Raw genomic sequence first — 20,600 nt, forward strand, 5'->3', positions numbered from 1 at the left:
AGTTAGCAGTTCTGTAACTTCTTAGTCTATTAAAGTGAGTGAGTACTAACATTATGCCAGCATCTAAAGCCAAAAAAGTCATTTCTAAGGCAGCCCCAAAAAAAGTAAGCGCAAAACCAGTGGCTAAGAAGCCTGCTGCAAAAGTTGCTAAGCCAGCTCCTAAAAAAGCAGTGGCCAAGCCAGTGGCTAAAAAACCTGCAGCCAAACCAGCGGCCAAAAAGCCTGCTGCGAAACCTGTTGCTAAGAAACCTGTCAAAGCAGCGGCCAAGCCAGTTGCTAAAAAACCTGTAGCTAAACCAGTGGCCAAGAAAGCTGCTGCTAAGCCAGTTGCTAAAAAACCTGTCAAAGCAGTAGCTAAACCAGCACCTAAAAAAGCCGCAGCAAAGCCAGTGGCTAAAAAAGTGATTGCCAAAGTTCCAGCTAAAGCTGCGAAGCCAGTAAAACTCGCTAAGTCAGTTAAGTCAGCTAAGCCTGCAGTTAAAACAGCAAAAGAATTAAAAGAAGAAGCCAAGCTTGCCAAAGCTTTGGCTAAAGAATTAGCTAAAGCAGAAAAACAAAAAATCGCTGCCGATAAAGTCAAAGAAAAAGCGGCAGCATTAGCCGTTGCTCTAGATGAGAACGGTGAGCCAATTAAAAAAACACGTGGACGTAAACCAAAGCCAGTAGAGCCGGTTGATCCAAATGTGGATAACCGCACAGATCGTCAAAAAGCACGTGATCGCAAAGCAAAAGAAAAAGCATTGTTGCAAGAATTCAATGCTCAAAAATTAGGTAGTGAAGAGCAGCAAGAGTTGCGTCGTGCTCGCTTGAAGCATTTGATCAAGATGGGTAAGTCACGCGGCTACTTAACGCATGGCGAAATCAATGACGTGATGTCAGATGAAATTTCTGATTCTGATTCATTAGAAACATTGATCAGCTTGTTGAGCGACATCAGCATCACTGTTTACGAACAGGCGCCAGATGCAGAAACATTGTTATTGAATGAGAACGCACCTTCTGCCACAACCGAAGAAGAAGCTGAAGAAGAAGCTGAAGCAGCTTTATCAACCGTTGACTCTGAGTTTGGTAGAACAACTGATCCAGTCCGTATGTACATGCGTGAAATGGGTACCGTTGATCTTTTGACTCGTGAAGGCGAGATTGTCATTGCCAAGAAGATCGAAGCCGGTCTTAAAGAAATGGTGATGGCGTTGTCAGCATGCCCTGTGACGATTGTTGAGATTTTGGACAACGTCAAGAAGATCGAAGAAGGCACGATGGAGATTGATGAGTTTGTCGATGGTTTGGTGGATCCAAACGCAGAAGACATCCCAATGACTGCCGTTGAAGAAGAAGAGCCTCTTGAAGATGAAGAAGGTGAAGAGGGTGAAGAAGAAGGCGGCGGTGGCGGCGGTGGTAATACTGCGTCCGCTAAGCAGCTTGAAGAATTAAAGCAACTTTCTCTCGTTAAGTTTGTGGTGATTCGCAATCAATTCGAGAAAATGCGCAAAGCGCATGAGAAAGAGGGCTACAACTCTCCTGGCTACAAAAAAGCACAAGAAGCGATTCGTAATGAATTGATGGGCTTCCGTTTAACGGCCAAGTCTGTAGAAAAACTATGTGACACGATGCGCAAGCAAGTTGATCAAGTGTGGGCATTAGAGCGCAGCTTGGTTCGAGTACTTGTTGATAAAGTGGGTGTACCACGTGGTGAAGTTCTAGCAGCTCTACCAAAACAAGCATTGAACTTGAAGTGGTCTTCAATTTTGTTGAAAGATGCCAAGTCTTACGCAGCGATCCTTGAAAGAAACATTCCTGCAATTCAAGAAATTCAACAAAAGTTAATTGATATTCAAAATAACGTGGTCTTGCCACTTCCAGAATTAAAAGAAGTGAACAAGAAGATGAACGAGGGCGAAAAACGTGCTCGTGCTGCTAAACGTGAAATGACTGTTGCTAACTTGCGTTTGGTGATCTCGATTGCTAAAAAATACACCAACCGTGGTTTGCAGTTCTTGGACTTGATCCAAGAGGGCAACATTGGTTTGATGAAGGCCGTCGATAAGTTTGAATACCGTCGTGGTTACAAGTTCTCAACATACGCAACATGGTGGATTCGTCAGGCGATCACGCGTTCAATCGCTGACCAGGCCCGCACAATCCGTATCCCTGTTCACATGATTGAAACCATCAACAAGATGAACCGTATCAGCCGTCAAATTTTGCAAGAAACAGGTGTCGAGCCTGATGCTGCAACATTGGCGTTGAAGATGGAGATTCCAGAAGACAAGATTCGCAAGATCATGAAGATTGCCAAAGAGCCTATCTCAATGGAAACCCCAATTGGTGATGATGCTGATTCAAACTTGGGCGACTTCATTGAAGACACGAACACTTTGGCTCCGCAAGAAGCTGCTTTGCATGACTCAATGCGTGATGTGGTCAAGGACATCCTTGATTCATTGACACCGCGTGAAGCAAAAGTATTGAGAATGCGTTTTGGTATTGAGATGAGCACTGACCATACTTTGGAAGAAGTTGGTAAGCAGTTTGACGTAACGCGTGAGCGTATTCGTCAAATTGAAGCAAAAGCGTTGCGTAAAATGCGTCATCCAAGCAGAAGCGACAAGCTTAAGAGCTTCTTAGAGGAAGATTAATCCATAAGGGCCCTTAGCTCAGTTGGTTAGAGCAGAGGACTCATAATCCTTTGGTCCGCGGTTCAAGTCCGCGAGGGCCCACCAATAAAATCAATGACTTAGTGTGAAAACGCTAGGTCATTTTTCTTTTCTGTGTGGTCGGTGTGTAATGAAAAACTCTACATTACCAACTGCAAACCCAATAGATATGGATGTCTGCGTTGGAGCAATGAACTAATAATATTTTGTGACGCATTCATAAAATAAGTATTGATTCATTCGGAAGTAAATCATCACAATAGTTGAATTCCAAAGTTTTTCATCAATAAGGAAAATAGTCCAAAACTGATAACAGTTACTGCAATACTTCCTCCCATAGTTAACCAAAAACCTAATTTAGGGAGCAGGTATGGAAATAATAAAAACATCGGCAAAGTAGGAATCACATACCAAAAAGTGTAATAAGCGTGGTTTGCTATTTTTTCTTCTGATTGATTCTCAATAAAAAGCCAAGTTAAGGTGAGTAACGTTATCAACGGTAGTGCTGCAATGAATCCTCCTAACTTATCGCTTCGTTTGGCTACTTCACTGACCAACACAACTATTCCGGCTGTTAATAAGTATTTTGTAATGATCCAAGTCATAAAAGTCCCAATAATATCTAGTTGTCATATAGTAAAAATATCATTTAAAACAATACCCCGTTCAGTCAGCAAGCGTATTTTGGCAAATATATTTGATTGGTGTTAAAGTCAGAACATGTTGAAAAAGTTAATCCTTGTTCTTTTACTTGCTAGTGCACCCTTGCAATCCTGGGCTGCATCGCAGATGCCTTTTCAACATTCTTCCTTGGCCCTCCGTGTTGAAGCAACTGATGCATCACAGCATAATTGTCATCAAAACACCTCAGATTCTTCTGCTGATGACAATCACTCATCGCCCCAAGGTAAAAGTTGTAACTCTTGCGCTTTGTGCATGGCTTTTGCCTTTTTTTATTCAAAGCCAGAAATAACTCCGACTTCATACTTTGTATCTTTTAAGTCTAGAGATGTGAGTTTCATTAGCCACGACCTAGCCGCACCAATCAAGCCACCCATTCTGTAACTCCCCTAGTATAAGTCCGCCCAAATTTTGGGTTTGATTGTTATTGGAGAGTTATATGAAGAAACTAATATTTGCATTTGCTGGTTTTATGGCCTTGCATGCCCAAGCTAATTCTGTATGGGTAGAACAAAATAAACTGGTTGGAGAAATTGGTGGTTGGAAGGTTTATGCCAAAGAGCAGCCTCCTGCTATGGTGCCATCAAATCAAAATATCTTTTCACTAAATCAAGCTGTTGAGCGAATGCTGAGTCATCAATTGGATTCGGTTAACTATTTGCCAGGCTCTGAGTCAATGACTGATTACTATGTATTAAGTCCTGCTCAGCGCTCTGCGCTCCAACAGCGATATGCCATCATTTATGAAACATCAAAGTCATATTATGAATTGGTGGCGCAAAGAGAAAAGCTGGCACATATGGAGGATGTGCTTAACGCTGTAGAAGCTGCTTCAGAGCTAACTGACCGTATGTACAAGGTTGGTAATGTGAATGAGCTCAAGCTTCTAAACCAGAAGAAAGACTTATACAAAAAAAGATTGGAATATAAAGCTCTTGAAACTAAGCATTTAGAGGCAAAGGAGCGTTTTATTCAAAGACTGAACTTTGTTAACCGAGATGTAAACGTAGATGTTGAGCCTCGTTTACCTGAGCCGCCAAAAGATTTAAGGAGGCTGACTGACAAAGAAAAAAGATCAATCAATCTCGGAGCAATCAGTAATCCTGGATCTGTTCATATACGTTCTTTGGCTCGGATTTCTTATGAGAACTACACGGAGAAATTCAATAAAGCTAAATCCTACAAGGAAGATATCTTGCCAACCCAAAAGAAGATTTCTGAGGAAAACTTACTCAGATATAACGGGATGCTGATTGATGTATTTCACCTGCTAGAAGATGCAGAAAAACAAAGTAAAACGGTCATTGAGTATATCGATGCGAACTTAGCTTTATTAATCCAAGCTGCCAAATTAGAGAAAGATCTAATCGATGCGCAGATGGATTTCTCAAATATCAATGTGAGGTAGTCAATGAACACACGCAGAAAATTTTTAACAGGAGCTGCGGTCACGATGGCCGCTGCTGGAGTGAGTAGACATGCTTTAGCAAGATTGCCTGAGCCAGTTATTCAAACGAGCCCTAATACACAAAAGCCGCTATTTCCAAATAGTGGAAAAGAGTACAACCCGGTTGTGACTCTCAATGGCTGGACTTTGCCTTGGCGAATGAACAATGGAGTCAAAGAATTTCACTTAGTTGCTGAACCAGTTGTTCGTGAGATGGCGCCAGGATTTAAAGCGCACTTATGGGGTTACAACGGTCAATCACCAGGGCCCACTATTGAGGTCGTTGAGGGTGACAAAGTAAGAATTTTTGTCACAAACAAGCTACCCGAGCACACCTCAATCCATTGGCATGGGCAACGTCTACCCAATGGTATGGATGGGGTGGCTGGTCTGAATCAGCCGGCAATACCATCAGGCAAGACATTTGTGTATGAATTTACCGCGCGTCGTCCTGGTACTTTCATGTATCACCCTCACGCTGATGAGATGACACAGATGGCCATGGGAATGATGGGCTTTTGGGTGACGCATCCAAAGGAAAAGCATCCTGACATTGATGAGGTCAACCGTGATTTTTGTTTCCTTTTGAACTCATTTGATATTGATCCTGGTAGCTTTACTCCTAACCCAGCAACGATGTTGGACTTCAACATTTGGGCATGGAATAGCCGAGTCTTTCCTGGTATTGACACTCTGAATGTCCGCTTGAACGACAAAGTGCGTATCCGTGTGGGTAATTTGACGATGACCAATCACCCTATTCACCTACATGGACATGAGTTTCATGTCACAGGTACTGATGGCGGACCAACGCCAAAGGCAACCCGTTGGTATGAAGTGACAACTGATGTCGCGGTGGGTCAAATGCGTCAAATTGAGTTTTTGGCGGATGAAGAAGGTGATTGGGCATTCCATTGTCATAAGAGTCACCACACTATGAATGCTATGGGGCACGATATTGCTAATTTAATTGGAGTTGATCATCGAGGATTGGCTGGAAAAATCAAGAAAGTTATACCTGATTACATGGTCATGGGAGAGCGAGGCATGTCTGATATGACTGAGATGGAGATGGAGCTTCCCAAAAACACTCTTCCAATGATGACAGGCGATGGTCCTTATGGATCCCTTGAGATGGGTGGCATGTTCACAGTCTTGAAAGTACGAAAGGATCAAGCTCCCAACGACTATAAGAATGCTGGATGGTTCAAACAGCCCAAAGGGACCCAGGCATTTGAATGGAAGGGTGCTACACCAAGCCCATCAAGAAGTAAGGATGCAGGGTCTTCTGCAATGAAGCGAATGCATCCAACACCAGAAGTCGAAGTGAAGGTCAAAAAGCCTTCAGGTTCAACAAGTCACAATCACTAATTAGGAGTTCAAAATGAAATTCAAGTTCGCTTATATATTTTTTGGCTTAGCTTTGTCTCAGTTAACCTTTGCTCATGGGGATCAGCATAAAAAGCCGATGCATCATCAAATGACTATTCAGCAGGAAGACTGGGGTATTGCAGGTAATAGCAAGGAGGTCACTCGCACCATTGCGGTGTCAATGTCTGATGATATGAAGTTCAAGCCCGAAAAAATTGATATTAAATTAGGCGAAACCATTAAGTTTGTCATCAAGAATAACGGGAAGTTAATGCATGAGATGGTGATTGGAACTAAGCCAGTGCTTGATAAGCATGCAGAAATGATGGTGAAGCATCCAAACATGGAGCACGATGAACCCTATATGGCTCATGTTTCTCCAGGGAAATCAGCAGAAATCATCTGGAAATTCAATCGGCCAGGAAAATTTGAATTTGCTTGCTTGATTGCTGGGCACTATCAAGCCGGTATGGTTGGAAAAATTGAGGTGAAATAATGAAAAAACTTATTGCAATGGGATTATTTCTATTGAGCTCTAGTGTTTTTGCGACTGAGTGGGCTAAGGGAGAGGTTCGCCGTATTGATATTGAGAATAAGAAGCTGACCATAAAACATGAAGAAATCAAAAGTCTTGATATGCCTCCAATGTCCATGGTTTTCTACGTTGAGAATGCTGATATTTTGAAAGGAATTAATCCAGGCGATAAGGTTGAATTCACGGCTGAAGAAAAAGGAACAAAGCTAATTGTTAAACAAATTAGAAAGCCACAATAAAAATTAATCTTCAATGTTTGATTGGTAAAAACTTATGAAAAATTTAAATAAAATTAGACGGTCAATCTTTTTTGGGGCGATGTTATTTCCCGCTCTCAGTTTTTCATCTCCCCTAAAGCCTCTAATCACGATGTGGAAAAGTCCAAGCTGTGGGTGTTGTAAAGATTGGGAAATTTATCTGCAGAAAAATGGTTTTAATGTAAAGGCTATTCCTCAGGGAAATGATCAAATACGTAAAAAGTTAGGGATGCCCATTCAATATGGTTCTTGTCATACTGCATTAATAAATGGATATGTCATTGAGGGTCATGTGCCCTCAAGAGAAATCAAAAGGTTATTAATTGAAAAACCTATAGCATTGGGTTTGGCGGTTCCTGCTATGCCTATTGGTTCGCCTGGAATGGATGGACCTGAATACGGTGAAAAAAAAGATCCATACGATGTTTTATTGATTGGAATGAATGGTCAGCCTAGTATTTATCAATCCTATAAATAAAGCAGTAAATATGAGTGGATTGATCCCAAATTCTTATCTAAAGCATGCGGCTAAGATACTTTAAGTATTAGGAGCGACGATATGTTAGATGGCTGCTCCAAACCAATGTAATTTTTAAAACTCAAAGTTTTGAGATTATTGGTTTAATAAGAGGGTATTTAACTAACAAAAAGCTACACACCAATATTTAGGAGGTGTAATCTCTTGAAATCCTAATGGTTTATTTGGTTGTCTGTTCTCATAATCCTTTGGTCCGCGGTTCAAGTCGGCGACGGCCCACCAGTAGTTCAAAAGCCAACTCACGGGTTGGCTTTTTGTTTAATTCCACTAAAAAGCGCTCATCTTGAACCCTATAATCAGGGGGTGAATCAAAAATTACATGATCATCTTCAATATCAGACTCAAGCTAACCAATCTTTATTAAAAGCTTGGTTGATTGAGACAATTGAGCGCACGCGCAGTATTTTCCTGAATCTCAAGCCGAGACAAGAAGTGGTTCCAAGGCTCGAAATATTAAATCCTCCTAACTGGGAGTTTGGGCATCTCACATGGTTCCATGAGTTTTGGGTGCATCGAAAAGGTCAAATCTCTCATCCATCTTTGCTGAGTAACGCTGATCTATTTTTTAATTCTTCAGAAATAGCTCATGCAGATCGTTGGACGATTGAGGTGCCGGCATTGGAGAGTTTGCTGCAATATAACTTTGAAGTGGCTCAGAAAACAATTGATTTACTTCAGGGCACTGTTGATGCTGAGACTGCCTACTTTATTCAGCTGTCTATCTTTCATCAGGATATGCACAACGAAGCTTTTGCCTATATGTGGCAAACCATGTCTTATGCGCAGCCTTTTGAACCTTTTTCAAAAAAGAGCGCCCAAGGTGATTTAAAGTCTAAATATATTCACTTCCCAAAATCAAGTATTCAAGCTGGCGCACATAAACAGAGTGGTTTCATATTTGATAATGAAAAATGGGCACATACTGTTGATTTGAATAAATTTTCTATTGCGAGACAACCAATTACTAATGGTGAGTATTTAGAGTTTATTGAATCATCTAAAAACTATTCGCATGGTAAGCCAATCACGATTCCTAATTATTGGAAAAAAGAGGGGGGTGATTGGTATCAACGATTTTTTGATAATTGGCAATTACTTGCTTTAGATGAGCCTGTACGACATGTGTCTTATGTAGATGCTCAGCATTATTGTGAGTGGCGCCAAGTTAGATTGCCAACCGAGCATGAATTATCACTATTAATGAGTCAAGCAGACGGTCAATGGCAGGCATCCAATTTATGGGAATGGACTTCAAGTCCCTTCATGCCTTTCCCAGGGTTTTCGGCTGATCCTTATGTTGATTACTCTAAGCCATGGTTTGATGGTAATTATCAGGTTTTGAAAGGCTGGAGCCCATACACCCCAGAGCGTTTAAGAAGGGTCGCATTCCGTAACTTTTATGCGCCTCAACGATCTGATCATTTTTGTGGCTTTCGTACGTGTTTGCGCTAAATTGAGTAAGCTACGGTATTCCTGATTTTTCAGTCTCTTCATTCATTCTTTTACTGAGCATTTATGTCTTATAACGGTCGTCTTACTTCTCTTTCTCATGGTGGTGGTTGTGGTTGCAAAATTGCCCCGGGCATTTTGAGCGATATCCTGAAGGCATCACCAATCAGAAACATTCCGTCTGCATTACTTGCTGGTTCAGACAACAATGAAGATGCAGCTGTTTATCAAATCAATGAACATCAGGCCATCGTAGCAACAACAGATTTTTTCATGCCAATCGTGGACGATCCATTTGAGTTTGGCAGAATTGCTGCGACTAATGCGATATCTGATATTTATGCGATGGGTGCACAACCATTATTTGCTTTGGCTTTGCTTGGTATGCCCATCAATGTTTTGCCAATGGAGGTCATTCAGCAAATCACAGCAGGCGGAGAATCGGTTTGTGCTGATGCTGGCATCATGATTGCGGGTGGTCATTCTATTGACACGGTTGAGCCTATTTATGGCTTGGTAGCGATTGGCATCGTCGATCCTAAGAAACTTAAGAGAAACAATGGAGCCAAATCAGGTGACAGCATTATTTTAAGTAAGCCTTTAGGTGTGGGTGTTCTTTCAGCAGCGCTTAAGAAAGAGCAATTGTCTGAAGCTGGTTACCGCGAGATGATTGCTTTAACAACCAAGCTCAATAAGCCTGGCGTTGAATTAGCGCAATTAGACGGGGTTCATGCTTTGACCGATGTCACAGGCTTTGGTTTGGCCGGACATTTACTTGAGTTAGCGCGTGGCGCAAAACTAGAGGCCAAGTTAGATTGGAACAGTATTCCGGTTGTTGAGGAAGCTGTTCAGTTGGTACAAAAAGATATTTACACCGGTGCTTCAACACGTAATTGGGTTGGCTACGGACACGAAGTTAAGTTGGCGCAGAACATATCTTTATGGCAGCAAAATTTATTGACTGATCCTCAAACCAGCGGTGGTCTATTGATTTCTTGTGCACCAGAAGCAGAGGCTGAAGTGCTGGCCATTTTGCAAGCAGGTGACTTTATGAAGGCGAAGAAAATCGGACAATTTATTGAGGGCTCCGGTTTATCCGTGGCGTAAAAAATGAATCAATCACTGATTGAAGAAATAACATCCGGGCTAAAGTCAGTCACACCATCCATATCTCCTAAGTTCTTTTATGATGATATTGGCTCACACCTGTTTGAGGCCATTACCTTTTTAGAAGAATACTATCCAACGCGAGTTGAAAAATCGATCATGAAGATGCATGAGTCTCAAATAGCATCTGCTGTTGGGACTTGTGATGTCTTATTAGATTTGGGTGCAGGAAATTGCGCTAAAGCCAGTGAGCTTTTTAATTCAATTAATCCAAAAGAATATCTTGCGCTGGATATTTCAAAAGACTTTTTAGAATTAGCAATTGTTGATTTAAAAAAGAGATTTCCTCATATACAGATGTCTGCGCAGGTTTGTGATTTGGCTCAGCCGCTAAGCTTTCCAGACTTGGCAGGTAAGAAGAAAACCTTCTTTTATCCTGGATCTTCTATCGGGAACTTCACCCCTGATCAAGTCAGTATTTTTTTTGAAAACATTGCCAGCATTTGTAATGGTTCAGGCGGATTTTTGATTGGCGTTGATTTGGTCAAAGACAGTGACGTTCTTCAAAGGGCCTATGATGATTCTCTTGGAATAACGGCAGCGTTTAATTTAAATGTTCTCAAGCACGTTAACCGCATCATTGGCAGTGATTTTGATGTTTTGGATTGGGAGCACTACGCTGTCTTCAATCAAGAGCAATCTCGCATTGAAATGCATCTTCGCGCTAAACGTGACCTAGTTGTGACGTGGCCATCGCATTCGCAATCGCAATCCATTAATTTCAAAGCTGGTGAGATGATTCACACAGAAAATAGTTATAAATACACTAAAGCTTCATTCTCTGATTTATTGATCAAAGCTGGATTTGATGATGTCCGGGTTTGGACGGATCCTCAAGAGTTGTTCATGGTTTGCTATGCCAAGGCTTGATCTTCCCCTGATCTCAACAAGCGGTTTATTTAATTAAACGATTCAGTAGCGCTTTGATTGAATTCAATTCAAATTCTGGCCGCACGTATTCTTTTCTTTTTTTGATGTGCTTTTCAAGAGATTGATAAAAGGCTGCATTCGATTCTGTCTTTTGCAGGATCTTGGCCAAAGCCTTCTCATCCCCAACTTGATAGTAGCCAGGATAGTCATCTCCGAGTAGGCCTCGGTTGCCAGGTATATCAGATGCAATGATAGGCACCCCAATGGCGATTGCCTCAGTTACCACATGTGCTCCACCCTCCATGAGGCTTGATATCACCATGAGATGGCTGCGGGAGAGTTGCTGTAATGTTTCAGAGTGACTTAGTTCGTCAAGCCACTGATAGTTCTTGAGTTCTTTGTTGAATGCCTTTGCCAGACTTTTCATCTCAGGGCTCATAGCTTTACCCATATGTATGACTTTTATCTTGCTCTCTGGCCCCAGGTACTTGAGACTCTTGGCAGTACAGAAAGGATCTTTTTCTGATCGCAGATGTCCGATCACGCTGATTAAAAAACTCTTCTTCAAAAGAGCTTTACGTTTAACTGGCTTAGTGGATTGATAAATGACGTGAGTTTTTGTTTGCAAATGCTTTGGAATCATCGCCAATGCTGCGGATTGCAAGATAACGATTGCGTCAGACATTTCCATTGATTTAATTACTTCAGCATGTGATGCCATGTCGCGATATAAATCAGTGCCAGTCAAAATTAAGATGATTGGCTGGTTTGGATATTTTTTTCGGAACTGAACAATTGATGCATGGCTTCTGTATGCATGAAGTGCAATCAATAAATCTGTGTCTTTACCCGTCCATTGATTAGATACTCGAACTTGGTGACTTAATTTTTTCAGAAAGCTCTGCCAGCGCAATGCTGTGATGCGGTTTCCGTGGAGGCTTCCTGCTGGGGCAGGGGTCACAATTTCTATATTGCTCATTTTGTCATTGTATAAGTCTTCTTGAGTTTAATTACGGCCATCTCGATAGCGGCTAAAAGAGCTTTAATTAAGTACTTGATCGATGATTACCTTTTTAAGACATAATTCATCTTTGAGTACTTTTAACCAATAAATGAGCAATAACTAATAAGAGACACACATGAACACACTAGATGCTATCCGCCAAAGAAGAGCGATCAAACACTTTGACCCAGCTCATCAATTCAGCAAAGAAGAAACCCAGCAATTAATCGAATTAGCGATGCAAGCCCCATCTTCATTCAATATTCAACACTGGCGTTTGGTGAATGTCACTGACAAAGCTTTGAGAACTCAGTTACGCGCTGCTGCTCATGATCAAGCTCAAGTCACAGATGCCTCATTACTGTTTGTGATTGCTGTGGATATCAAGGCATGGAGCAAAGATCCTGCCAGATATTGGGTCAATGCCCCTAAAGAGGCACAAGATATCTTGGTGCCATGGATCAATCCTTTCTACTCAGCTGATGAGCAGTTACAGCGTGATGAAGCCATGAGATCTGCTGGCATTTTGCTGCAAACCATGATGTTGGCCGCTAAAGGGATGGGGTATGACTCTTGCCCAATGGTTGGCTTTGATTTTAAGAAAGTTGCTGAATTGATTCATTTGCCAAAAGACTTTGCATTGGCTGCGATGTTGCCAATTGGTAAGGCCATAAAACCAGCCTGGCCAAAGCCTGGATTCATTCCACAATCAGAAATGATTGTTGAAAATCGTTTCTAATTCCTCTAATTATATTAATAGATGATGAACAAAAAGACTTTGCTGACTGGGCTTTGTCTTTTGATCTTCACATTCTTTGAATTAACGGTCGTCATTCTGGATGTTGGTTTGATGGCTGTTGCTTTTGCGATCCCAGCCTTGATTGGTTATGTCCTCAAGCCACAGTTTGGAGATTTGGTTTATTTGCTGTTTCTAGCCGCTGGTATTGCAGGCGTGGCCGTGGTCTTTGTTTATCGCAAACAATCACAGGCTTACTTTAGAAGAACATTGGGTCAACGCTCAGAAGAGTTGATTGAAAAGCTGAGGCTGAGCCGATGGTTCAAGGATATCTCTCAATAAGTGACATTGTTGGCAAAACCCTCAATTAGGTATAGGATGAAAGATCAACTATCCATAGGAGGTCGCGATGTCAGGACAACATGAATTCATGAAGTGGCAACAAGAGCGTGCCAAAGAACTTTTTTCTCTATCTCATCGACTGTTAGAGACTGCCAAAGAGCTTGGTGAACATCAAGTCACTGAAATCAAGGCCAGCATAGAGCATGCCAAGTCTTATGCCAAGCAAGCAGCTACCAATGATGTGGCCAAGCTAAAGGCTTTGCAGGAGCAGTTTTCTGAAGATGCCATGGCTCGCATGACTATCTATCAAAAGAAGATCAAAAGCCTTCTGAAATCCATGGAAGATGAGGCGGCCGATGAAGTTGAAAAACATCTCAACAAAGCGCGCTCAGCCATGGAAGATTGGTTAAAAACTGCCAGTAAGAACTTGCCAGCAGGATCAGACAAGTTCACAGATATTGTGCGTGATGTGTCGGATGCTGGTCACAAGGTCTTAAAAGAAGGTCGGAAGATGGCAAAGCAGGCTGCAGAAGCTGCAGAACATGGTTTCGCTAATTTAGAAAAAATGGCTCATGACGCTGGTAAAAAGTTATCGCCTTCTGCGGGTAAAAAACCAGCTGCTAAGAAGGCAGTTAAAACGGCGGCTAAAAAGGTCGTTAGAAAGACGGCCACAAAGACTGCTACAAAGACAGCAAGGAAGTCAGTAAAGTCTTGATTTATCGGTGCACTAGATCTTAAAAAGCCATGCAGATGCATGGCTTTTTATTTATCAAATTCAAGGAATGCTCCTCTATAATTTGCGAATTAATCAGTTTCGATACAAAGGTTAACTATGTTGCTTTGGTTAGTTGCAATTTATTTATTGGCATCAATTGTGATTGGTCTCTTAAGTGCCAGAAAAGTACACAGTGCCAAGGACTACATCACGGCTGGACGTAACTTGCCTTTGCCCATGGTGCTTGCCATGGTCTTTGCCACCTGGTTTGGTGCTGAAACTGTTCTAGGCATTTCTGCCACCTTCTTAGAGAGTGGTTTTCGCGGATTAATCTCTGATCCTTTGGGCGCATCTATCTGCTTGGTTATTTTTGGTTTGATATTTGCCAGACCCCTTTACCGCATGAACTTGCTCACCCTGGGTGACTTTTTCAGAATCAGATACAACAAACAAACAGAAATGATTCTGTCGCTGTGCATTGTTATTTCTTATTTGGGCTGGGTCGCAGCACAGGTCACTGCTTTGGGGCTTGTATTCAATGTCCTCTCATACGATGTATTGACTCAAACCCAAGGTATGTTGATTGGTGCGGCCGTGGTTTTGTTGTACACCTTATTCGGCGGCATGTGGTCTGTGGCCATCACCACCTTTGTGCAAATGATTGTGATCGTGATTGGCTTACTGGCGGTTTCTTGGATGGCTGGAGACATGGCGGGTGGCTTTGATAAAGTGATCAGCAGTGCTGCAGCCGCAGGCAAGTTTGAGTTCTTGCCAAGGTTGGAGTGGGTCGACATGATTGCTTGGATTGCCGCATTGGTGACCATGGCTTTGGGCTCAATACCCCAGCAAGATGTGTTTGCCCGAGTTAACTCATCCAAAAGTGAGCGAGTGGCTATATGGGGAACCACACTGGGTGGTATCTCTTACTTCTTCTTCGCTGCTGTGCCATTGTTTTTGGCTTACTCAGCCACGATGATTGATCCTGATTTGGTCGCAAGATATCTTGGCAAAGATTCTCAGTTGATTTTGCCGATGTTCATTTTGGAAAAAATGCCATTCTTTATGCAAGTGGTTTTCTTTGGGGCATTGCTATCCGTGATCATGAGCACAGCCTCAGGAACTTTATTGGCTCCATCGGTGACTTTTTCAGAAAATATTCTGAAGTCAGTTGTGCCACACATGAGTGATAAACAATTTTTATGGGCCACCAAATTCACGGTCGCTTGCTTTGCGTGCATTGTGACGTTTTATGCGATTTACACAGATGCATCGATTCACACCATGGTTGAGCATGCTTACCGCATCACTTTGGCTGGCGCTTTTGTGCCTTTGGCAGCCGGCTTGTTCTGGAAGAGAGCGAGCAATCTGGGCGCTGCTCTTGCTATCACCTTTGGTTTGGGTGTATGGTTACTATTAGAGTTCACAAACGCTGAATTACTGGTTGAGCCTCATTTATTGGGCTTGATAGCCAGTGCGTTTGGTATGTTGATTGGTGCTTATTTGGTGCCAAATAAACATGACTATGATCAAGTAAAAATGGGGCAGTGAATCACTGAATGAGACGCTGAATGAGAAAACTATTACTACTGAGTGCAATCTTCTTAACGGCCTGCCAATTAGGTCATAAGGAAGATGCGCCCAGGGTAATGGGTGACACTCATTGGACCTTAGAATTCACATTGCTCAAAAACAACAAGCCGACCGAAATCAAAACATATCAATTTGATTCGCGCATGGATTGCTTCAATACCATGTACAAAATGCAAGAGGCTGCTAAGAAGGTCCGCAATCAAACAGGCGCTGGTCTTTGCTACAAGTTATTTGCTGATGGCCAAGAGCGCACCAGCAATGATGTTCTATCAAAACATTAAAAACGCATTCAGAAGTCTTTAAAGGCTATTACTTGGCTTGATCAAATCTTTGCGTTGATAGCCTAATTTTTCAGCTTTGACCAAAAGCGCTTCTTCTTGCTTTGGATCCAGTTGTTTTTGTCTGGCCAAAATCCAAAAATACTTGCCTGCTGGTTCACCAATCAACACCCAAGAGTAGTCTTCTGCCAAATCGATCACCCAGTAATCCCCATAAAAAGGTCTGAAGAAAGACACTTTGAGTTGAGAGTTATTGGAGCCTGGAACCACTTTAGCAATACCGTTAGCGACCTTGGGACCGTCCTTTTTAAGGCAGGTATTAAGAACGCTGATATTGCCGTCATCTCTGATGGCGTATTGAGCTGAGACGGTCACGCAGTCTGTGCCCTCGAACCAATTGGGTAGACGGTAGATTTCATACCAGGTGCCAAGGTAGCGATTCAAGTCAACGGAGCTGACGCTTTTTAAAGGGCTGCTTGATTGACGGTAAACCGCCTGATTGGCGCAAGCGCTTAAAATGAAAACGCTCGTGATTGAAATAAAGAAAATATAAATGTATTTACGCATCATCACATCGTAAACTAAATTGATACACATATGAAAATTCGTATTTGGGATCTACCTCTGAGATTATTTCACTGGCTGTTGGTCATGGCAGTGATCGGCAGTTTTGTGTCTGTCAAATTAGGTGGTAATGCCATGATTTGGCACGGTCGTTTTGGGTATCTTGTTTTAGCCTTGATTGCTTTCAGACTCGTTTGGGGTTTTGTGGGCACGCATTATGCGCGCTTTGCACAATTTATCAAGTCTCCTAAAGCCATCTTAGCCTATCTTAAGAATCCATCTGAAACCCCTGGACACAGCCCAATGGGTGCAATTTCTGTTCTTGTATTACTTGGTTTATTTTTGGCGCAAGCCTTGGCAGGCTTATTTGCAACAGATGACATTGCCTTTGATGGACCACTTGCTAAATATGTGGCTTCTGCGTGGGTAGAGCTTTTGACTTCATTTCATCGTTGGAATGAATGGGTGCTGCTTGCATTGGTGGCAACACACATTGGAGCAATTCTGTATTACAAATATGCCAAGAGAATCAATCTGACTTCTGCGATGATCACGGGTGATAAGGAATTGGCAGATGCTGCTAAGGAGCCTTTGATTCAGGACGACTCAAAGGTGAGACTCAAAGCGATGGCCATAATGATTACCATCGCTTTGATCATGTATTACTTCTTACGATAGTTATCGTGACAGGCTTTGCAAGATTTACCTGCTTCACCAAATGCCTTTTTAATCGTTTCTAGATCGCCAGCCTTAGCTGCTGTGTTTAATTCAGCCACAGCTTTTTGCATTTTCTCGCTACCAGCTTTGAACTTATCCATTTCTTTCCAGATTTCAGGCAATGATTTACCGCCTTCTGTCCCTGGACCAAATGCTTGCCATGGAAGGTGAGCCAAGCTGGCAACCACTGCAGCGTTTGCAGCAACTTCATTTTTATCAAATGGCTTTTCACCTTTAACAACAGCACCAATTCTGGAGAAATGGTTACCCATCACCACAAAGGTTGCTGCGCGATATTTGATGGCATCTTCAGTTTTGGCAAATTGAGCATGAGCCATGCCGGGCGCTAATAGTGAAAGCAATACACCTGCTACTAAGATCGGTTGTTTCATGGATATCTCCTGAGTTATTAAAAAATGAAACGAAGTGGAACAAGTAAAGCATCTAAGAGCCAGTAAGTTGCAGACATCACTGGCCGCATCCAAAGGGTGCTGATCACACCGGTGACCACCAAACCTAAAACAATGTAAAAGCCCCAAGGTTCAACTCTTGAGACCATCGCAGCCTGTTTCCAAGGTAACACGCCTACCAAGATACGTCCACCATCTAAGGGTGGAAGAGGGAATAAATTAAAGGCAAACATCACCACGTTGACCAATACACCTGCTTGACACATTTCTAGGAAGAAACGCTCGGTGAGTGATACCTTGACCAAGAGCAAATATATGATGGCCCAAAAAATGGCCTGAATCAAATTCGATCCTGGGCCTGCCAGAGCCACCCAAATCATATCTTTCTTAGGATGTCTTAAATTACCAAAGCGAACTGGGACTGGTTTGGCGTAACCAAATAAAAAAGTTCCTGCCGTAGCAAAGTACAGCAATAGCGGCACAGCGATCGTGCCCATTGGATCAATGTGCTTGATGGGGTTGAGTGTGACCCTACCTAAAGCGTAGGCTGTGTTGTCGCCAAATTTCTTGGCCGCATAACCGTGTGCCGCTTCATGCAAGGTAATCGCAAAAATAACTGGGATCGCATAAATGGCGACTGTCTGAATGATGTTTGCGATATCCATTATGCGACCGCCACAATGTCGTAACCAGCATCAACAATGGCCTCGCTCAAAGTTTCACGCTCGAGGCTGCTTGTCACTGCTACTGTTTGTTTAGGAATGTCTGTATCAACCGTTGCTTGGGGGTCGAGTTCAGTAATGGCTTTTGTGATGGCCTGGGTGCAATGACCACAGTTCATGCCTTTAACGGTAAAAATGAATGTCATATTTTTTGTAGTTTCCTAATATAAGGAGGACAATCTATGTGAATCTTAACTTATTCCATTATGGAGCTTATGAGTCAATTAGTCACCTTAAACATACGCGGCATGACATGCGCCTCATGTGTGGCTAGGCTTGAAAAATCATTATCAAAAGTTGCGGGGGTTGATGCTGCCAGCGTTAATTTAGCAACTGAAAAAGCTCAGATCAGAATCAATCAAGAACCTCAAGCCATCACCAGTCTTTTGATCGCTGCGGTTGAAAAAGCAGGATTTGAGGCGAGTGTCTTTAGTCGCCAAACAACAAATTCAAAATCAACAGAAGATTCATCAACAAGTGCCAAGCTAAGCAACGTGATTAATTTGCATGGCAAGGGCGCTGTTATGTTGGCCATCGCACTGTCTCTGCCATTGGTTGCCCCGATGCTGCTCATGCCCTTTGGAATGCATTGGATGTTACCTGCATGGGTACAGTTCTTGTTAGCAAGTCCTGTGCAGTTTATTTTGGGTTCTCGTTTTTATGTGGCTGGCTTTAAAGCCTTGCGCATGGGCTCGGGCAATATGGACTTGTTGGTCGCACTTGGAACGACAGCTGCTTATGGTTTGAGTATTTACACTTGGTACTTATCGGACTGGGGTCGAAGTTATGAGCCACATGAACTTTATTTTGAAAGTTCAGCGGTGGTGATTTCATTGGTGATGTTGGGTAAGTGGTTAGAGGCCAGGGCTAAAAAAGAAACCACCGCAGCCATCACGGCTCTGCAATCTTTGTGGCCTGATCAGGCCAAGCTATTGCGCCAGCGTGATTTAAATCAATTGGATTATGAGCATTTACCAATCGCACAAATACTGCCTGGTGATTGGGTCTTGGTTCTTCCTGGTGAGCGCATTCCGGTCGATGGCTTGGTGATCGAGGGTCTCAGCGAAATTGATGAATCGATGTTGACTGGTGAATCGAAGTTGCTTGAAAAAGAAAAAGGTTCAACTGTGATTGGCGGTTCTTTGAATGGTTCTGGGCGATTGATCATTCAGGCAACCGGCATTGGTGAGACAAGCGTTTTAGCTAAGATGATTGCTTTGGTCGAAAATGCCCAAGCTGACAAAGCTCCCATCCAAAGATTGGTGGATCAGGTCAGTGCTTGGTTTGTGCCAGCAGTGGTTTTGATCGCAGTACTTAACTTCTTAGTTCACGCATTCATTTTTAACGACACACAAAATGCCCTGTTGTATTCAGTAGCAATTTTAGTGATTGCTTGCCCTTGTGCTTTAGGTTTAGCAACACCTGTGGCCATCATGGCTGGTACTGGGGTGGCAGCAAAGTTTGGCATTTTGATCAAAGATGCAGAGGCCCTTGAATTAGCTCACCGCATCAACACTGTGGCCTTTGATAAAACTGGCACATTAACGCTGGGTAAACCGAGCGTTAAAAATTTCCATAACTTCAGTACTTCAGAAGATCAGCAAATTCATGCTTTGGCCTTGGGATTGCAAATGGGCAGTGAACATCCTTTGGCAAAAGCCATGATTCAGTTTGGTGTGAAGCGTCATGTGAATGCAGAAGGCTATGCCACGATTCTTGCCAACGTGGGTAAGGGCATTGAGGGCCAATGTTTGACAGGTGCTTATCAAGGTAAAGTCATCGCCTTTGTGAGCTTTCATGCAATTAAGGAGCATGCCTCTGAGCAAATGCAGGTGGTTGCAGTCAATGAATTAAATCTTGGTCACAGTGTTTCTTGTTTGGTTGATGTGACAGATGCATCTAATCATTTGATTTTGGCGATTTATTCATTTGGGGATGAGCTAAAGCCAGGTGTGAGTGAAGCGATTCAACGACTCAAATCAATGAACATTAAAACGGTGATGATTTCTGGCGATAACCAACTGGTCGCTGATTTACTTGCTAAAACCATTGGCATTGATGAAGTGTATGCACAAGTCTTGCCTGCAGAAAAAGCCGCCATCATTGAATCTTTAAAAGCCATCAATGGACGCAGTTATGTGGCCATGGTGGGGGATGGGGTGAACGATGCGCCCGCGCTGGCGGTTGCCGATGTTGGTATTGCCGTATCAACCGGAACGGACATTGCCATGCATGCAGCGAGTATCACTCTCATGCGTGGTGACCCTGCACTGGTGCCTGATGCGATTCAGATATCGACCAAAACCTGGCAGAAAATAAAACAAAACTTATTTTGGGCTTTTGTTTATAACTTGATTGGTATTCCATTGGCTGCACTAGGCTATTTAACTCCTATGATTGCGGGAGCCGCGATGGCAGCATCGAGTGTGAGTGTGGTGGGGAATGCTTTACTACTCAGAAAATGGTCTAGGCCCAAACCCTGATTACTCAGAATTTGGGCCTAGATGTATGACTTAAAAAAATTTCGAACTAACTTATTCACTTATTTAGT

The 20,600-nt window shown here is 42.6% G+C and carries 22 protein-coding genes and 1 tRNA gene; 17 read left to right on the plus strand and 6 right to left on the minus strand.

What is annotated here, in order from left to right; genetic code table 11:
* Positions 1-38 precede the first annotated feature (38 nt).
* The gene (rpoD, locus tag ICE88_RS06050; RefSeq protein WP_370624433.1) at positions 39-2,639 is read left to right on the plus strand and encodes an RNA polymerase sigma factor RpoD; all 2,601 of its coding nucleotides are present in this window, start codon (positions 39-41) and stop codon (positions 2,637-2,639) included.
* Between the two features lie 7 nt (positions 2,640-2,646).
* Positions 2,647-2,723, plus strand: a tRNA-Ile gene (locus tag ICE88_RS06055).
* A 188-nt stretch (positions 2,724-2,911) separates the two neighbouring features.
* On the opposite strand, the gene ICE88_RS06060 is transcribed toward ICE88_RS06055, so the two are convergent.
* Positions 2,912-3,262, minus strand: coding sequence for a DUF3147 family protein (locus tag ICE88_RS06060; RefSeq protein ID WP_216250560.1), 351 nt, complete (start codon positions 3,260-3,262; stop codon positions 2,912-2,914).
* A 515-nt stretch (positions 3,263-3,777) separates the two neighbouring features.
* On the opposite strand from ICE88_RS06060, the gene ICE88_RS06065 reads away from it, so the two are divergent.
* The 8 genes from ICE88_RS06065 (at position 3,778) to egtD (ending at position 10,972) form a co-directional block, all read left to right on the plus strand.
* A complete protein-coding gene (locus ICE88_RS06065) occupies positions 3,778-4,746 on the plus strand; it encodes a TolC family protein (protein ID WP_216250562.1) in 969 nt (322 codons plus the stop codon).
* 3 nt (positions 4,747-4,749) lie between these two features.
* Entirely contained in the window at positions 4,750-6,156 is a 1,407-nt protein-coding gene (locus ICE88_RS06070) for a multicopper oxidase family protein (RefSeq protein WP_216250564.1), read from the plus strand.
* 13 nt (positions 6,157-6,169) lie between these two features.
* Positions 6,170-6,652 (plus strand): plastocyanin/azurin family copper-binding protein, encoded by a 483-nt coding sequence (locus tag ICE88_RS06075; protein WP_216250567.1) that lies wholly within the window; start codon positions 6,170-6,172, stop codon positions 6,650-6,652.
* Positions 6,652-6,930 (plus strand): copper-binding protein, encoded by a 279-nt coding sequence (locus ICE88_RS06080; RefSeq protein ID WP_216250571.1) that lies wholly within the window; start codon positions 6,652-6,654, stop codon positions 6,928-6,930. The genes ICE88_RS06075 and ICE88_RS06080 overlap by 1 nt, the downstream gene beginning before the upstream one ends.
* Before the next feature lie 34 nt (positions 6,931-6,964).
* Entirely contained in the window at positions 6,965-7,426 is a 462-nt protein-coding gene (locus ICE88_RS06085) for a DUF411 domain-containing protein (RefSeq protein ID WP_216250573.1), read from the plus strand.
* A 363-nt stretch (positions 7,427-7,789) separates the two neighbouring features.
* Positions 7,790-8,938, plus strand: a complete 1,149-nt coding sequence (locus tag ICE88_RS08645; RefSeq protein ID WP_216250574.1) for an SUMF1/EgtB/PvdO family nonheme iron enzyme — start codon at positions 7,790-7,792, stop codon at positions 8,936-8,938.
* A 63-nt stretch (positions 8,939-9,001) separates the two neighbouring features.
* On the plus strand, positions 9,002-10,042 hold the full coding sequence (gene selD, locus ICE88_RS06095; protein WP_216250577.1) for a selenide, water dikinase SelD: 1,041 nt from the start codon (positions 9,002-9,004) through the stop codon (positions 10,040-10,042).
* Positions 10,043-10,045: 3 nt separating this feature from the next.
* The gene (gene egtD / locus ICE88_RS06100; RefSeq protein ID WP_216250580.1) at positions 10,046-10,972 is read left to right on the plus strand and encodes an L-histidine N(alpha)-methyltransferase; all 927 of its coding nucleotides are present in this window, start codon (positions 10,046-10,048) and stop codon (positions 10,970-10,972) included.
* A gap of 25 nt (positions 10,973-10,997) precedes the next feature.
* Here egtD and senB read toward each other — a convergent pair whose 3' ends face one another.
* The gene (gene senB / locus ICE88_RS06105; RefSeq protein WP_216250582.1) at positions 10,998-11,951 is read right to left on the minus strand and encodes a selenoneine biosynthesis selenosugar synthase SenB; all 954 of its coding nucleotides are present in this window, start codon (positions 11,949-11,951) and stop codon (positions 10,998-11,000) included.
* Positions 11,952-12,111: 160 nt separating this feature from the next.
* Between senB and ICE88_RS06110 the strand changes: the two genes are divergently transcribed.
* From ICE88_RS06110 to ICE88_RS06130, 5 genes are all read left to right on the plus strand, one after another.
* Positions 12,112-12,714: a nitroreductase family protein gene (locus ICE88_RS06110; protein ID WP_216250586.1), complete on the plus strand. Its 603-nt coding sequence runs from the start codon at positions 12,112-12,114 to the stop codon at positions 12,712-12,714.
* A gap of 24 nt (positions 12,715-12,738) precedes the next feature.
* Complete coding sequence (locus tag ICE88_RS06115; protein WP_215290171.1) at positions 12,739-13,053, plus strand: hypothetical protein; 315 nt, start codon at positions 12,739-12,741, stop codon at positions 13,051-13,053.
* A gap of 67 nt (positions 13,054-13,120) precedes the next feature.
* Positions 13,121-13,768, plus strand: a complete 648-nt coding sequence (locus ICE88_RS06120; RefSeq protein WP_216250591.1) for a phasin family protein — start codon at positions 13,121-13,123, stop codon at positions 13,766-13,768.
* A 117-nt stretch (positions 13,769-13,885) separates the two neighbouring features.
* The gene (locus ICE88_RS06125) at positions 13,886-15,316 is read left to right on the plus strand and encodes a sodium:solute symporter family protein (RefSeq protein WP_216250593.1); all 1,431 of its coding nucleotides are present in this window, start codon (positions 13,886-13,888) and stop codon (positions 15,314-15,316) included.
* A 20-nt stretch (positions 15,317-15,336) separates the two neighbouring features.
* On the plus strand, positions 15,337-15,639 hold the full coding sequence (locus ICE88_RS06130) for a hypothetical protein (protein WP_216250595.1): 303 nt from the start codon (positions 15,337-15,339) through the stop codon (positions 15,637-15,639).
* Positions 15,640-15,657: 18 nt separating this feature from the next.
* On the opposite strand, the gene ICE88_RS06135 is transcribed toward ICE88_RS06130, so the two are convergent.
* On the minus strand, positions 15,658-16,233 hold the full coding sequence (locus ICE88_RS06135; protein ID WP_216250599.1) for a lipocalin family protein: 576 nt from the start codon (positions 16,231-16,233) through the stop codon (positions 15,658-15,660).
* Here ICE88_RS06135 and ICE88_RS06140 point away from each other — a divergent pair, their 5' ends adjacent.
* Positions 16,234-16,878: a cytochrome b/b6 domain-containing protein gene (locus tag ICE88_RS06140; RefSeq protein ID WP_216250602.1), complete on the plus strand. Its 645-nt coding sequence runs from the start codon at positions 16,234-16,236 to the stop codon at positions 16,876-16,878.
* On the opposite strand, the gene ICE88_RS06145 is transcribed toward ICE88_RS06140, so the two are convergent.
* From ICE88_RS06145 to ICE88_RS06155, 3 genes are read right to left on the minus strand one after another with little or no spacing between them, the layout of a single operon-like run.
* Positions 16,863-17,309, minus strand: a complete 447-nt coding sequence (locus ICE88_RS06145) for a cytochrome c (protein ID WP_216250604.1) — start codon at positions 17,307-17,309, stop codon at positions 16,863-16,865. The two genes, ICE88_RS06140 and ICE88_RS06145, sit on opposite strands and share 16 nt — an antisense overlap.
* Before the next feature lie 17 nt (positions 17,310-17,326).
* A complete protein-coding gene (locus tag ICE88_RS06150; protein ID WP_216250607.1) occupies positions 17,327-17,992 on the minus strand; it encodes a site-2 protease family protein in 666 nt (221 codons plus the stop codon).
* Positions 17,992-18,195, minus strand: a complete 204-nt coding sequence (locus ICE88_RS06155) for a heavy-metal-associated domain-containing protein (protein WP_216250610.1) — start codon at positions 18,193-18,195, stop codon at positions 17,992-17,994. The genes ICE88_RS06150 and ICE88_RS06155 overlap by 1 nt, the downstream gene beginning before the upstream one ends.
* Positions 18,196-18,264: 69 nt before the next feature.
* Between ICE88_RS06155 and ICE88_RS06160 the strand changes: the two genes are divergently transcribed.
* On the plus strand, positions 18,265-20,532 hold the full coding sequence (locus tag ICE88_RS06160; protein ID WP_255535234.1) for a cation-translocating P-type ATPase: 2,268 nt from the start codon (positions 18,265-18,267) through the stop codon (positions 20,530-20,532).
* Positions 20,533-20,600 lie beyond the last annotated feature (68 nt).

This window comes from Polynucleobacter sp. AM-26B4, from assembly GCF_018882285.1.
Classification (GTDB): Bacteria; Pseudomonadota; Gammaproteobacteria; order Burkholderiales; family Burkholderiaceae; genus Polynucleobacter.

What these genes read in the sequence shown, in the direction of transcription:
- ICE88_RS06085 (WP_216250573.1), top strand. Translation starts at nt 6,965, where the DNA reads ATGAAAAATTTAAATAAAATTAGACGGTCAATCTTTTTTGGGGCGATG.
- ICE88_RS06125 (WP_216250593.1), top strand. Translation starts at nt 13,886, where the DNA reads ATGTTGCTTTGGTTAGTTGCAATTTATTTATTGGCATCAATTGTGATT.
- ICE88_RS06120 (WP_216250591.1), top strand. Translation starts at nt 13,121, where the DNA reads ATGTCAGGACAACATGAATTCATGAAGTGGCAACAAGAGCGTGCCAAA.
- ICE88_RS06145 (WP_216250604.1), bottom strand. Translation starts at nt 17,309, where the DNA reads ATGAAACAACCGATCTTAGTAGCAGGTGTATTGCTTTCACTATTAGCG.
- ICE88_RS06075 (WP_216250567.1), top strand. Translation starts at nt 6,170, where the DNA reads ATGAAATTCAAGTTCGCTTATATATTTTTTGGCTTAGCTTTGTCTCAG.
- ICE88_RS06115 (WP_215290171.1), top strand. Translation starts at nt 12,739, where the DNA reads ATGAACAAAAAGACTTTGCTGACTGGGCTTTGTCTTTTGATCTTCACA.
- ICE88_RS06160 (WP_255535234.1), top strand. Translation starts at nt 18,265, where the DNA reads ATGAGTCAATTAGTCACCTTAAACATACGCGGCATGACATGCGCCTCA.
- ICE88_RS06150 (WP_216250607.1), bottom strand. Translation starts at nt 17,992, where the DNA reads ATGGATATCGCAAACATCATTCAGACAGTCGCCATTTATGCGATCCCA.
- senB (WP_216250582.1), bottom strand. Translation starts at nt 11,951, where the DNA reads ATGAGCAATATAGAAATTGTGACCCCTGCCCCAGCAGGAAGCCTCCAC.
- ICE88_RS06135 (WP_216250599.1), bottom strand. Translation starts at nt 16,233, where the DNA reads ATGTGTATCAATTTAGTTTACGATGTGATGATGCGTAAATACATTTAT.
- ICE88_RS06060 (WP_216250560.1), bottom strand. Translation starts at nt 3,262, where the DNA reads ATGACTTGGATCATTACAAAATACTTATTAACAGCCGGAATAGTTGTG.
- egtD (WP_216250580.1), top strand. Translation starts at nt 10,046, where the DNA reads ATGAATCAATCACTGATTGAAGAAATAACATCCGGGCTAAAGTCAGTC.
- selD (WP_216250577.1), top strand. Translation starts at nt 9,002, where the DNA reads ATGTCTTATAACGGTCGTCTTACTTCTCTTTCTCATGGTGGTGGTTGT.
- ICE88_RS06155 (WP_216250610.1), bottom strand. Translation starts at nt 18,195, where the DNA reads ATGACATTCATTTTTACCGTTAAAGGCATGAACTGTGGTCATTGCACC.
- ICE88_RS06140 (WP_216250602.1), top strand. Translation starts at nt 16,234, where the DNA reads ATGAAAATTCGTATTTGGGATCTACCTCTGAGATTATTTCACTGGCTG.
- ICE88_RS06070 (WP_216250564.1), top strand. Translation starts at nt 4,750, where the DNA reads ATGAACACACGCAGAAAATTTTTAACAGGAGCTGCGGTCACGATGGCC.
- ICE88_RS06110 (WP_216250586.1), top strand. Translation starts at nt 12,112, where the DNA reads ATGAACACACTAGATGCTATCCGCCAAAGAAGAGCGATCAAACACTTT.
- ICE88_RS06080 (WP_216250571.1), top strand. Translation starts at nt 6,652, where the DNA reads ATGAAAAAACTTATTGCAATGGGATTATTTCTATTGAGCTCTAGTGTT.
- ICE88_RS06130 (WP_216250595.1), top strand. Translation starts at nt 15,337, where the DNA reads ATGAGAAAACTATTACTACTGAGTGCAATCTTCTTAACGGCCTGCCAA.
- ICE88_RS06065 (WP_216250562.1), top strand. Translation starts at nt 3,778, where the DNA reads ATGAAGAAACTAATATTTGCATTTGCTGGTTTTATGGCCTTGCATGCC.